At 30.5% G+C, this 13,244-nt stretch carries 12 protein-coding genes; 7 read left to right on the forward strand and 5 right to left on the reverse strand.

Features of this window, described 5'->3' with window-relative positions:
• Positions 1-2: 2 nt before the first annotated feature.
• The 5 genes from ABIV_RS01465 to prpB form a co-directional block, all read right to left on the reverse strand.
• The gene (locus ABIV_RS01465; protein ID WP_114838206.1) at positions 3-1,163 is read right to left on the reverse strand and encodes an NnrS family protein; all 1,161 of its coding nucleotides are present in this window, start codon (positions 1,161-1,163) and stop codon (positions 3-5) included.
• Between the two features lie 114 nt (positions 1,164-1,277).
• Complete coding sequence (gene prpF, locus ABIV_RS01470) at positions 1,278-2,456, reverse strand: 2-methylaconitate cis-trans isomerase PrpF (RefSeq protein ID WP_114838207.1); 1,179 nt, start codon at positions 2,454-2,456, stop codon at positions 1,278-1,280.
• 110 nt (positions 2,457-2,566) lie between these two features.
• Positions 2,567-5,161, reverse strand: coding sequence for a Fe/S-dependent 2-methylisocitrate dehydratase AcnD (gene acnD / locus ABIV_RS01475; protein ID WP_114838208.1), 2,595 nt, complete (start codon positions 5,159-5,161; stop codon positions 2,567-2,569).
• Positions 5,162-5,326: 165 nt separating this feature from the next.
• Positions 5,327-6,436 carry a citrate/2-methylcitrate synthase gene (locus ABIV_RS01480; protein ID WP_114838209.1) on the reverse strand — a complete coding sequence of 370 codons (1,110 nt, stop codon included), beginning with the start codon at positions 6,434-6,436 and terminating at the stop codon, positions 5,327-5,329.
• Between the two features lie 52 nt (positions 6,437-6,488).
• The gene (gene prpB, locus ABIV_RS01485; protein WP_114838210.1) at positions 6,489-7,373 is read right to left on the reverse strand and encodes a methylisocitrate lyase; all 885 of its coding nucleotides are present in this window, start codon (positions 7,371-7,373) and stop codon (positions 6,489-6,491) included.
• 179 nt (positions 7,374-7,552) lie between these two features.
• Between prpB and ABIV_RS01490 the strand changes: the two genes are divergently transcribed.
• From ABIV_RS01490 to ABIV_RS01520, 7 genes are all read left to right on the forward strand, one after another.
• On the forward strand, positions 7,553-8,530 hold the full coding sequence (locus ABIV_RS01490; RefSeq protein ID WP_114838211.1) for a hypothetical protein: 978 nt from the start codon (positions 7,553-7,555) through the stop codon (positions 8,528-8,530).
• A 9-nt stretch (positions 8,531-8,539) separates the two neighbouring features.
• Complete coding sequence (locus tag ABIV_RS01495) at positions 8,540-9,172, forward strand: LysE family translocator (protein ID WP_114838212.1); 633 nt, start codon at positions 8,540-8,542, stop codon at positions 9,170-9,172.
• Positions 9,173-9,180: 8 nt separating this feature from the next.
• Positions 9,181-9,750 carry a TetR/AcrR family transcriptional regulator gene (locus ABIV_RS01500; protein WP_114838213.1) on the forward strand — a complete coding sequence of 190 codons (570 nt, stop codon included), beginning with the start codon at positions 9,181-9,183 and terminating at the stop codon, positions 9,748-9,750.
• 354 nt (positions 9,751-10,104) lie between these two features.
• Positions 10,105-10,968, forward strand: coding sequence for a thymidylate synthase (thyA, locus tag ABIV_RS01505; RefSeq protein WP_114838214.1), 864 nt, complete (start codon positions 10,105-10,107; stop codon positions 10,966-10,968).
• 17 nt (positions 10,969-10,985) lie between these two features.
• Positions 10,986-11,489, forward strand: coding sequence for a dihydrofolate reductase (locus tag ABIV_RS01510; protein WP_114838215.1), 504 nt, complete (start codon positions 10,986-10,988; stop codon positions 11,487-11,489).
• Positions 11,490-11,493: 4 nt separating this feature from the next.
• Complete coding sequence (locus tag ABIV_RS01515; RefSeq protein ID WP_114838216.1) at positions 11,494-12,405, forward strand: bile acid:sodium symporter family protein; 912 nt, start codon at positions 11,494-11,496, stop codon at positions 12,403-12,405.
• Between the two features lie 106 nt (positions 12,406-12,511).
• On the forward strand, positions 12,512-13,237 hold the full coding sequence (locus tag ABIV_RS01520) for an amino acid ABC transporter ATP-binding protein (RefSeq protein ID WP_114840425.1): 726 nt from the start codon (positions 12,512-12,514) through the stop codon (positions 13,235-13,237).
• Positions 13,238-13,244: the final 7 nt, after the last annotated feature.

The following is a 13,244-nucleotide window of genomic DNA, read 5'->3' on the forward strand; positions in this document are numbered from 1 at the left end:
TATTATATTCTTAGAAGATATTTCCCATATTTAAATGTCCATACTAGAAATAGAAAAATCCAGATAGTTGCACTTAAATGTAAAAGAGAGATAAAAAATAAAGAGTCTCCTAAAGCAAATAAAGAAGCACTGATTCTTGATATTACTAAGATTTGAGTTAATACAAAAAGCCACTTTGTTAATTCATCTGCTACTATTGGTTGTGCAGGAATTGCATGACCTAAACTAACTCTACTACCAAAACCAATTAATAAAGTTGTAATAAAACCTAAAGCAAAAACATGAAGTCCTAATTTTAAAAGTGAAACTTCAAAAAATGCCTCTAAAGATAGAGCTAGAAAACCTAAAGGAAACCAAGCAAAACCAATAACAAGGATTTGTAAAATTGCACTTGTTTTTTTAAACATATTAAGTTTTATAAAGACAAAAGAGAAAAATAAAAAAGAGAAAAAAGAACTAAAAACCAATAATGCTTCTAACTCAAACTGTATAGCAATACCCACTATTGAAAGTAGAAAAAAAGATAGAGGTTTTATAAAACTAGGTCTTTGCCAAGGGTTTATTTTTGTATATGAAAAATAAAAACCAGGAATCATTCTTAAAGCAACAAAATATACCATATTTACTAGATATATAAAGAAAATAAGAAGTGATAGGTTTACTTGAAAGATAACTTCAACTAAAAGTAAAATAGCTCCTATTATAAAAATAGAGTTTAAATAGATACTATCTTCTTTTATAATAGCTTTTCCATTTTTTATAGTTTCATAAAATATTTTTGCAAAATATAGCATGATAGCTGCTACTAAAACTTTTCCTACAATAGGATTTATTAATATAGTAATTAACATTGAAACTTGAAAAATAATCCAAGGTTTAACATATTGCTCTTTTGTTATTACAGCTGAAGCATTATATTTAGGGATAACTGTAATTAAAAAACCTAGAAAGGCATTTGTAAAAACAGCATAATTTAATCCAAAACCATGAAGTGTGCTAAAATTTAAATTTGTTTTTCCTAAAAGAGAAAAAAGTGTTAAAAACATGACTACAATAGAGAAAAAAATTGCACTTACAAAAAACATTTGATGAGGTTGTGAACAAAATCTCTCTTTCCAAGATTTTTCAATAATTGGAGCATTTGGTGAAGTAGAAAATTGCATAATCTATCCTAAAATTTTTTAGGAAGTATTACATAAAAGAGAAAGTTAGTTGTTGATTTTAATCAATAAAAAAGGACTAAACTTTATGTCTAGTCCTTTTGGATATATTTTTAATTAAACGTCCATTGTTCCAGCAGGTACAAATACATTACCATCCATAATGATTCTTGCACTTCTACTCATACTAGCTTTTTCTACTGTATATTTTCCATCTTTCTGTGATAACGATGCTCCAACTTTAATAGCTCCTGATGGGTGACCAAAAGTTACAGACTCTTTTTCTCCTCCACCAGCTGCTAAATTTACAAGTGTTCCCGGAATACAAGCAGCAACACCAATAGCAACTGAAGCAGTTCCCATCATAGCATGGTGTAGTTGTTGCATAGATAAAGCTCTAACATGTAAATCCATCTCTGAAGCTTTTACTTCTTTTCCTGAAGAAGTAATAAAATCTTGTGCAGGAGAAACAAAAGCAATCTTTGGAGTATGTTGTTGAGTTAATGCATCTTCCGCACTTTTCATAACACCCATTTTTAAAGCACCAGCAATTCTAATTTTTTCAAATCTCTCTAAAGCTTCAGTGTCAGAGTTAATATCACCTTGAAGTTCAGTTCCTTTGTATCCAATTTCATCTGCATTTACAAATACAGTAGGAATACCAGCTGTAATCATTGTAGCTTTAAATGTACCAACACCAGGAACTTCTAAATCATCTACTAAGTTTCCAGTAGGGAATAACTCTTCTGATGGGTCAACTGGCTCAACAAATTCTAATTTGATTTCTTCTGCTGGGAATGCAACTCCATCAATTTCATAATCACCCATTTCTTTAACCATTCCATCTTCCATAGTTACATAACATAGAATAGTTTTTTTGATATTTGCTTGCCAAATTCTTACACAACAAACACCATTTTCAGGTACATTATCTACTAATCCTTCATGAATAGCAAATGGACCTACAGCAGAAGATAAGTTTCCACAGTTTCCACTCATATCAACAAAATCTTTATCAATAGCAACTTGACAGAAGTAATAATCTACATCATGTCCTGGAACATCAGATTTTCCTACTAAAATAGCTTTTGAAGTAGAAGAAGAAGCTCCTCCCATTCCATCCATTTGTTTTTTATAAACATCAGGACTTCCTACGATTCTTTGAAGTAATTTATCTCTTTTTCTTGTATCTTCTAAAGCTTCTTTTGGTAAATTTGCAATATTAAAGAATGTCCCTTTTGAAGTTCCACCTCTCATATATGTAGCTTTTACTTTAAATTGTGGTTGATAAGCCATTTTTGTTTCCCTTGTAAATTAGTATATTATCTTTTTTAAATATGAACATTATTCACACTAAAAAAAGATAAGTCAAAGAGCAAAAGCTCTTTGATTATCATATGATATTATTAACCTTCTGCAACAACATCTTTAGCGAATTTTTGTAAAATACCACCATTTTTGTAAACTTCAACTTCAGCAGAAGTATCTAATCTACAAAGAACTTCGAATTTAACAACTTCACCATTTGCTCTTGTCATAACAACAGTTAAGTCACATCTTGGAGTGATTTCACCTTCAATATCAAAAGTCTCAGACCCATCAATATTATATGTAAATCTTGTCTCACCATCTTTAAATTGTAATGGTAATACACCCATACCAACTAGGTTAGTTCTGTGAATTCTTTCAATTGACTCAGCAATAAGAACTTCAACACCTGCAAGTCTAACACCTTTTGCAGCCCAGTCTCTTGATGAACCTTGACCATAGTTAGTACCAGCGATGATAATAAGTGGTTGTTTTCTATTGTTATACTCTTCAATAGCTTCCCACATTCTAGACTCTTTACCTTCTGGCATAATCTTAGTTAATGAACCTTGTTTAACATTTCCATTTTCATCTTTAACCATTTCATTAAATAGTTTTGGATTTGCTAAAGTAGCTCTTGAAGCTGTATTATGATCCCCTCTATGTGTTGCATAAGAGTTTAAATCTTCTACTGGTAATCCCATTTTTAAACAATATTCCCCAGAAGCAGAATCTGGTAAAATTGCATTTGATGGAGATAAGTGGTCAGTAGTGATATTATCAGGGAATACACCTAATGGTCTCATACCTTTTAATGCTGGCATACTCATATATTCAGCTTCCCAATATGGAGGTCTTTGAATATAAGTAGAGTTTGGATTCCATCTGTAGAATGGCTCAGCTTTAACATCACTTAAGGCATTTCTAGCAAACATTGGATCATAAATAGCATTATACATTTCTGGTCTAACATACTCTTTTTCAATTGCATCAATCTCTTCATCAGATGGCCATAAATCAGCTAACTTAATATCGTTACCATCTTTATCTTTACCTAATACATCATTTTCAATGTCAAATCTTACAGTACCTGCTAATGCATATGCAACAACAAGTGCAGGAGATGCTAAGAATGCTTCTTTTACATATGGGTGGATTCTTCCATCAAAGTTTCTGTTTCCAGAAAGTACAGCAGTTGAATAGATATCTCTATCAATTACTTCTTGTTGGATTTTTGGATCTAATGCACCAGACATACCATTACAAGTAGTACATGCAAAACCAACTACACCGAATCCTAGTTTTTCCATTTCAGGTAATAAACCAGCTTCTTTTAAATAAACTTCAATAACTTTTGAACCTGGTGCTAATGAAGATTTAACCCATGGCTTTCTTTCTAATCCAAGTTCATTTGCTTTTTTAGCTAATAAACCAGCAGCAATAACGTTTCTTGGGTTTGAAGTATTTGTACAAGAAGTAATAGCAGCAATTAAGATACCACCATCTGGAATTAAATCACCTTCCTGAGTCCACTCTTTTACAATACCTTCTGCTTTTAAAGTAGAAGTTGGAACTAATTTGTGTGGTTTAGATGGACCAGCTAATGATCTTGTAACTTTAGATAAGTCAAATTGAATTGTTCTAGCATATGTAGCATTTTCAAATTGATCTGCCCATAAACCATTTGCTTTAGCGTAAGCTTCTACTAATTTAACTTGTTTTTCTTCTCTACCAGTTACTCTTAAATAAGAGATTGTTTGCTCATCAATAGCAAACATACCAGCACTTGCTCCATATTCAGGAGTCATGTTTGCAATAGTAGCTCTATCACCTAAGTTAAGGTATTTAATACCAGAACCAAAGAACTCTAAGTATGCAGAGATTACATTGTTTTCTCTTAAGAAAGAAGTCATAGATAATGCAATATCAGTTGCAGTAATTCCAGGAGCTCTTGTTCCTACAATTTCAACACCAATAATTTCAGGAACTCTCATATAAGAAGGGTTTCCAAGCATTACATTTTCAGCTTCTAATCCACCAACACCAACAGCGATTACACCAAGTGCATCTACATGAGGAGTATGAGAGTCAGTTCCTACTAAAGTATCTGGACTTGCAATTCCTTCATTTAAGTGAACAACTGGAGACATTTTTTCAAGGTTGATTTGGTGCATAATACCATTACCTGGAGGAATAACATCTACATTATTGAATGCTTCTTTAGTCCAGTTAATAAAGTGGAATCTATCTGCATTTCTTCTATCTTCGATATCTCTATTTTTTTGGAATGCATCTGGATCAAATCCACCACACTCAACTGCTAAAGAGTGGTCAACGATTAATTGTGTTGGAACAACTGGATTAACTTTTTGAGGATCACCACCTTCTTTTGCAACTGCTTCTCTAAGACCTGCTAGGTCAACAAATGCAGTAAGCCCAAGAATATCGTGACAGATAACTCTTGATGGATACCAAGGGAAATCTTTATCAGTTCTTTTTTCAATTAATTGAATAAGTGAATCTTTTAAGTCTTCACTAGGACATTTTCTAATTAAGTTTTCAGCTAATACTCTTGATGTATAGTTTAATTTTTCAAATGAACCAGCAGTAATATCTTCTACTGCAGCTTTCACATCATAATATTTAACACCATCTACACCATCAAGATCTTTAAGATATTTTTCGTTTGTCATTTTTTATACCTGTTTTGTTTTTTTGTAGGTTTTCCTATTTTGCCATCAGTGTTAAATTTGTTATGAACTTATCCACTGAAATGTGGCAGTTTGTTTAGCAACCTCAAAAGAGGCTACTATAAAAAAATCGTTTTAGTCAAATTCCCCGTAAGGGGAAGTGGGTTATTACGCTCTATCGTCTAAAGCAACAAACTCTCTTGGCTCTGGACCAGTATATTCAGAACTTGGTCTGATAATTCTATTGTTTGCTCTTTGTTCAAATGCGTGAGCAGCCCATCCAGCAGCTCTTGACATAATGAATAATGGAGTATAATATAATCTTTCAATTTCCATATAGTGGTAAATTAATCCACCGAAGAAATCGATGTTATCTGGTAAACCTTTTTCAGCTTTTACTTTGTCTCTAATTGCTTTTGCAATATCAAATAATTTAGGGTCAGAAGTCTCTAACTCTTTTAACTCGCTAGCTAATTCAAATCCTACAGGAGATCTTGGATCAACATTTCTATATACTCTGTGTCCGAATCCCATGATTTTTTCTTTTCTTGCAAATAATTCATCAACTGATTTAAGTGCGTGATCAACATTATCAAAACCAAGTACAAATTTAATTGCAACTTCGTTTGCTCCACCGTGTAAGTGACCTTTTAAAGTACCAATACCAGTAGTCATACAAGAGTAGATATCTGATAATGTAGAAGCTGTAATTCTGTTAGCAAATGTAGATGCATTAAATTCATGCTCTGCATATAAAGTTAACATTGCATTCATAGCTTTTACTTCAACAGCTAAAGGTTTAGTCTCTTTTAATCTCTCTAAAATGAAACCTGCAATAGTTGTCTCTTCAGATTTTAAACAAATTTCTTTACCATTTTTGTGCCAGTGATGCCAGTACACTAAAAATGATGGGAATGCTCCTAATAATCTAATGATTTTAGCCATTTGATCAGAGAAATCTTCTGCTTCTGGTTCAACACAACCTAAAGCTGAAGTTGCAGTCTTCATAACATCCATTGGATGTGAAGATGCTGGAATTGCTTTTAATACTTCTTTAACAGAAATTGGTAATTCTCTTCCTGCAATAATTTTTCTTGTGAAGTCTTTTAATTGTGCTTTATTTGGTAATTCACCAACTAATAAAAGGTATGCTACCTCTTCAAAGTTTGCTTTTAAAGCTAAATCTGCAATATCATAACCTCTATAGTTAAGACCATTTCCTAAACCACAAGTACAAATTGCTGATTGTCCAGCTGTAACACCTGCTAATCCGCTCATATTAATCTCCTTTTTTTTCTTTTCCCTAGATTTTTTTAATTTTTAAAAAAAATTACTTTGCTTTTCCCTTAGCAAATAATTCGTCCATTTTCTTTTCATAATCATGGTAACCTAACATATCGTATAGTTCCATTCTTGTTTGCATAGTATCAAGAACACCCTCTTGAGTACCTTTTTCTTTTAATTCTTGGTATACATTTAATGCAGCTTTGTTCATTGCTCTAAATGCTGATAATGGGTAAAGTACCATATCAATTCCAACTGAAGCTAACTCTTCAGTAGTAAACATTGGAGTTGCACCAAATTCAGTAATATTTGCTAATACTGGTACATCAATTGCATCAGTAAACTCTTTATATTCTTTTAATGTATGAATAGCTTCTGCAAAAATTGCGTCTGCTCCAGCTTCAACATAAGCTCTTGCTCTATCAATTGCAGCTTGTTGCCCTTCAGAAGCGTGTGCATCTGTTCTTGCAATAATATAGAAATCTGGGTCTAATTGCATTTTAGCATCAACAGCAGCTCTGATTCTATCAGACATCTCTTCAATTGAAACTAATTCTTTATTTGGTCTGTGACCACATCTTTTTGCAGCAACTTGATCTTCAATGTGAAGTCCAGCAGCACCAGATCTAATGAATTCTTTAACAGTTCTTGCAACGTTAAATGCATGTCCCCAACCTGTATCAGCATCTACGATTAATGGAGTATCACAAATAGAAGTAATTCTTCTAACGTCAATACATACATCCTCAATCATAGTCATACCTAAATCAGGTAATCCGTAAGAAGCGTTTGCAATACCACCACCTGAAAGGTAGATAGCTTTGTGTCCTACTTTTGTAGCTTGTAATGCTTGGTAAGCATTAATAGTACCTACAATTTGTAAAGGAGTTTCTTCTTTTAAAGCTTCTCTAAATCTTTTTCCTGCGCTCATGTTAATCCTTCATAAATTTTAATTGAGTTTTATTATACATGAGATTTATATTTAGGCAATGTATATTTTTTGTTTTGGAATTTGCAATTTTTTTTATAAAAAAATGAATATGTACAATATTTGTTCTTATGTATTGTTTTGGTACAATATTCGTTAAATAATTGTTTAAGGTTTGGAAAATGATGTATAAGAATGGAATTGAGAAGTTTATAGAAATTTTTAAAAGGTCTAATCTAAGTATATCTAAATTTGCTTCACTAATTCAAAAAGATAGAAGAACAGTAACTTCGTGGATAGATAATATCTCTGATATAGAACCAAATGATGATGTAAAACATAAAATCTGTAATATCTTTAGATACCCAGACTTCATTTGGGAAGAGGGGTGCACAGGAGATGAGTTTGTAAAGTCAATTACACAAATTCCTCAAAAAGAAGTAAGAATTATTGATGAAGATTATTATGGTAGATTAAAATATATAATGGATATTGAGAAAAATAGAAGGTTTGTAATTCAAGCACAATTCCCTGGTCCAATGTATAGAGATACAGCAGTAAAAAAAGTATATAGAACAAAAACCTCTACTGAAATAGAAGAGTTAAAACAAGCAAGAATTGAACAGATGCTTAGATATGATTATGATACTACTGAGTGGTACTCTATTAAATCAGTATTATCTTTTTGTTTTGCTAACTTTGGTAACTTCTATACAAAAGAGGAAAAAATAAAGATTTTAGAACTTATTTATGAATTATTTAATAACAACTATAATAAGAAGCTTTTTTTATTTGATTCTTTTTCAAGAAAAATCTATGGAATGGAAACAACATATATATCTATCAATGTAAAACAGAAGATTCTATTTTTTAAATCTCCTATTGAATCTGTATTTATTGAAATTAGAAATAAAAACTTAGTTGAAAGAATGCATAAATATTATTCATCTCCAGTTGAAGCACCTTCTCATGTAAACTTTTTAGAATCAATTAATATTATCAATATTTTAAAAGATGCAGTAAGATACAACAATAGTATTCTTCAAGCCTATGAAACAATTAATAGAACTACAGATTATGGGGAGCTATTTTACAATAATCTTAGTATAGATTTACAAAAGCAAGTAAGTAAACCAAAACCTGGACAAAAAAGAAATTAAAGGTAAATTATGGATTTTACTCTATATATAAATGAGTTTATGATTTTAATGACAGCTTTGCTTATTGCACTAATTGCTCCTGGTCCAGATTTTGCAATGGTGTTTAAACAAAGTATTACATATGGAAGAAGAGCCTCTATTTTTACAAGTATTGGAATAGGTTTAGGAAGTTCTATTCATATTATATATTGCATATTAGGAATAGGGCTTATTATTTCAAAATCAATTATTCTTTTTAATATTATAAAATTTTTAGGGGCTGCATATTTAATCTACCTTGGAATATCAAGTTTGAGGTCAAAAGGTTTCAAAATTGATAAAAATAATAGTATTAGTGATAAAAACATGAGTGATTTTAAATCTTTTATGGTAGGATTTTTATGTAATGCATTAAATCCAAAAGCAACACTATTTTTCCTATCAATGTTTACAGTTGTTATAAGTATTGATACTCCAATTTTTATTCAAGCTATTTATGGACTATTTTGTGTCTTAATAGCAACACTATATTTTGTAATTACTTCACTATTTTTAACTAAAGATAGTGTAAGAAGATTTTTCAATAAGTTTGGAGTTTGGTTTGATAGAACAGTGGGTGTAGTATTAATTGCATTAGGGTTAAAAATAGCACTTAGTAAATAAGGAATAATATGAGTAGTAAAGATAAATTATTAAAAGTCACTTTTGATGAGATTTATGAAAATGGATATTATGCAACTTCTGTAGATAAAATTTTGAAAAAAGCAAAGATGAATAAAGGAAGTATGTATCACTTTTTTAAATCAAAAAAAGAGTTAATGTTAGCTGTTATAGATGCTCATATTTTTGATTATATTGATAAAAAGTATGGGGCAATTTTGAATACACAAGGTAACTATATTGATGCTATGTTTGAGGTTTTAAACAATAAAGAGTCATTTAACTTTACTTTTGGATGCAGACTAAATACTTTAGTGCAAGAACTTTCACACCAAGATAAAGATTTTAAAGTTGCACTGGAAAAAGTATATACTCACTTTGAAGGTATTTTAGAAAAAGTATTTTTAAAAGCTAAAGCAAATAATGAAATTGAATATGAAGATATCAAAGGTTTAGCAGTATTTGTTGTTGCAACAATTGAAGGTGCTTTGTCAACTGCAAAGAAGTCTCAAGATGGAATGCATTTTGAAACTTGTATGAAACAATTGAAGCTTTTTTTTGAGTCAATTAGAAAAAAGTAATTTTCATAAGATTAAGTGATAAAAACTCTTGACTAAATAGTCAAAGTGTGATATAATTTTTTTGACTAAATAGTCATGTCCCTTTTTTTTGTGTCCATGACTTGGCTATATGGTCAACCCTTCCCCCGATTTAGTTCTCATAAATATATGGAACTTCAATCTACTCTTTATCCAAACTACATTTTTGTAGTTTATGATATTTGCTTAAAAGCATTAGCCTAATAAAAAGAACGAAAGTTCTTTTTATTAGAATTCTACAAAATAGTAATATTCATTTTTTTATTTTAATGTTAAAAAGAAGAAAAAAGTATCAACATGATAGAATGTCATATTAAAATTATATAAGGAATATAATTGAAACAATATTTACAACTTTTACAACACATTTTAGACAAGGGAACTCTTAAAGAGGATAGAACTGGTACTGGAACAACTTCTGTTTTTGGTTATCAAATGAGATTTGATTTAAGTGAAGGTTTCCCCCTTGTAACTACAAAAAAGACTCACCTTAAGGCTATTATTTCTGAATTATTATGGTTTATTGAAGGAAGTACAGATGAAAGAAGACTTGCTGAAATTCACTATGGCGATAAAAGAGAAAATATTATTGGTAAAAAGACAGTTTGGACTGCAAATGCAGATGCCCAAGGAAAAGATTTAGGTTATACAAATACAGATACTATAAAAGAACTTGGTCCTGTATATGGCTCTCAATGGAGATCTTGGAAGGGTGCTGATGGAAAACCCCATGACCAACTTACAACTGTAATTAATCAAATTAAAAATAATCCAGATAGCAGAAGAATTATTTTAAATGCTTGGAATGTAGCAGAAATTGAAAACATGGCTCTACCTCCTTGTCATACTTTTTTCCAATTTTATGTAGCAAATGGAAAATTATCTTGTCAACTATATCAAAGAAGTGCAGATGTATTTTTAGGAGTACCTTTTAATATCGCTTCTTATGCACTACTTACAATGATGATTGCACAAGTTTGTGATTTAGAAGTTGGAGATTTTGTACACACTTTTGGTGATGCACATATCTATTCAAATCATATGGAGCAAGTAAACTTACAACTTAGCCGTACTCCACATAAAAAACCAACTATGAAAATCAATCCTGATATTAAAGATATAAATGATTTTAAAATGGAAGATTTTGAATTAGTTGATTATGTCTGTGATGAGCCAATTAAAGCACAAATGGCAGTATAAACAGGAGAATATTTAGTATGAAGATTTCAATGATTGTAGCATATGGAAAAAATTGGGAAATAGGTTTAAATAATCAAATGCTTTGGCATATAAGTGAAGATTTTAAAAACTTTAAAACAATTACTTCAGGTCATCATATCCTAATGGGAAGAAAAACTTTTGAGTCAATTGGAAAACCTCTTCCTAATAGAACTTCACTTGTATTAAGTAGAAATGACTTTGAGCAAGAGGGTGTTTACTCTTTTAATGAGATTCAAAAAGCTTTAGATTTTGCAAGGGCAAATGGGGAAGAAGAACTATTTGTAATTGGTGGAGCAAATATTTATGAAACTATGTTTGACTATGTTGATAAAATGTATTTAAGTGAAGTTGATTTTGATGGTGAAGCTGACGCTTTTCTAAAAGAGATTGATTTCTCTTCTTGGGATTTAGTTGAGCAAAAAGAGTATGAAGAGATAAAAGAGGGGGATAAAGTTAAATCACCAGCTTGGAAGTTCAAAGTTTGGGTTAAAAAAGATTAAGTAAATGCTTAAGAAAATAACCGCTCTTTTCCCTATTTGGGCAATTATTTTTTCGATAATTGCCTACTTGCAACCTAGTTTAGTAATTGATTTTAAATCTTGGATTATCCCTTTACTTATTTTAATAATGTTCTGCATGGGAATTACTCTAAGAGTAGATGACTTTAAAAGGGTTTTGAAAAAACCTAAAATTATAGCTTTAACTGTTGCTTTGCAGTTTTTGATTATGCCCCTTGCTGCTTTTCTTATTTCAAAACTTTTTAATCTTTCAGATGAATTGCTTGTGGGTATGGTTTTAGTTGGTGCTGTTTCAGGTGGAACTGCTTCAAATGTAATAGCATATTTAGCAAAAGCAGATGTGGCTTTATCTATTACAATGACTATTGTTTCAACACTTTTATCTATTATTATAACTCCATATTTAACTTTACTTTACGTAGGACAAACTGTACCTGTACCTGCATTAAGTATGCTTTTAAGTATTTTAAAAATAGTATTTGTACCAGTTGTAGTTGGAATTATTTTAAATCACTTTTTCCATAAACATATTGAAAAAAGAGATGACTTATTTGCTTTTTTATCTATTGTTTCTATTGTCTTTATAATAGGGATTATAATAGGTCTTAATCAAAGTAAAATAGCAACTATTGCTTTACCTTTAATGTTAGCAATTATGCTTCATAATTTCTCTGGTTTAGTATCAGGATATTATATTTCTAAAGCTTTTGGATATAACAAAAAAGAGTGTAAAACAGTTGCAATAGAAGTTGGAATGCAAAATTCTGGTTTAGCAGTTGTTTTATCAATGAAATATTTTACAGCTTTAAGCGCACTTCCTGGAGCAATTTTTAGTATTTGGCATAATATTTCTGGTTCAATAATTGCCGGATATTGGGCTAAACAAGATGAAAGTTAAGTTCTAAATTGTACAAAAGTTATACATTAATTTTTATTTAATTGGTATTATTATAATATAATAGCTTCATTCTAAAAAAAGAGAGATGATGGGTAATAGTAGTAACATTATTAATATGAATAAAATCAATAAATATTATGATGATTTTCACGTTTTAAAAAATATTAATTTTTATGTAAAAAAAGGTGAAATCGTTGTAGTTTGTGGACCTAGTGGTTCAGGAAAGTCAACTTTAATTAGATGTATTAATGGCTTAGAAAAGATAGATAGTGGTGAAATAATTGTAGATGAAATAGATTGTAAAAACGAAAAAGATTTACAAAAAATTAGAGGTGAAGTTGGAATGGTTTTTCAACACTTTAATCTATTCCCTCATTTAACTATTTTAGAAAATATCACATTAGCACCATCTTTAGTAAAAAATGTAAAAAAAGATGAAGCAGAAAAAATTGCTTTAGAATTACTTGATAAAGTAAAACTAAAAGATAAAGCAAATTCATATCCAGCTGATTTAAGTGGTGGACAAAAACAAAGAGTTGCAATTGCAAGAAGTTTAGCAATGAAACCAAAAGTTATACTTTTTGATGAACCTACATCTGCTCTTGACCCAGAAACAATTGGTGATGTACTTGCCGTAATGAAAGATTTAGCAAAAGAGAACTTTACTTTAGTTTGTGTAACACATGAAATGGGGTTTGCAAAAGAAGTAGGGGATAGAATAGTTTTTATGGATCATGGAGTAATCGTTGAAGAGAATACTCCAAATGAATTTTTTGCACACCCAAAAAGTGAGAGAGCAAAAAAGTTTTTAAAAGAAATTCTTACACATTAATAAGGAG

Source organism: Halarcobacter bivalviorum (assembly GCF_003346815.1).
Lineage (GTDB): Bacteria > Campylobacterota > Campylobacteria > Campylobacterales > Arcobacteraceae > Halarcobacter > Halarcobacter bivalviorum.

What these genes read in the sequence shown, in the direction of transcription:
- ABIV_RS01465 (WP_114838206.1), bottom strand. Translation starts at nt 1,163, where the DNA reads ATGCAATTTTCTACTTCACCAAATGCTCCAATTATTGAAAAATCTTGG.
- prpF (WP_114838207.1), bottom strand. Translation starts at nt 2,456, where the DNA reads ATGGCTTATCAACCACAATTTAAAGTAAAAGCTACATATATGAGAGGT.
- acnD (WP_114838208.1), bottom strand. Translation starts at nt 5,161, where the DNA reads ATGACAAACGAAAAATATCTTAAAGATCTTGATGGTGTAGATGGTGTT.
- ABIV_RS01480 (WP_114838209.1), bottom strand. Translation starts at nt 6,436, where the DNA reads ATGAGCGGATTAGCAGGTGTTACAGCTGGACAATCAGCAATTTGTACT.
- prpB (WP_114838210.1), bottom strand. Translation starts at nt 7,373, where the DNA reads ATGAGCGCAGGAAAAAGATTTAGAGAAGCTTTAAAAGAAGAAACTCCT.
- ABIV_RS01490 (WP_114838211.1), top strand. Translation starts at nt 7,553, where the DNA reads ATGATGTATAAGAATGGAATTGAGAAGTTTATAGAAATTTTTAAAAGG.
- ABIV_RS01495 (WP_114838212.1), top strand. Translation starts at nt 8,540, where the DNA reads ATGGATTTTACTCTATATATAAATGAGTTTATGATTTTAATGACAGCT.
- ABIV_RS01500 (WP_114838213.1), top strand. Translation starts at nt 9,181, where the DNA reads ATGAGTAGTAAAGATAAATTATTAAAAGTCACTTTTGATGAGATTTAT.
- ABIV_RS01510 (WP_114838215.1), top strand. Translation starts at nt 10,986, where the DNA reads ATGAAGATTTCAATGATTGTAGCATATGGAAAAAATTGGGAAATAGGT.
- ABIV_RS01515 (WP_114838216.1), top strand. Translation starts at nt 11,494, where the DNA reads ATGCTTAAGAAAATAACCGCTCTTTTCCCTATTTGGGCAATTATTTTT.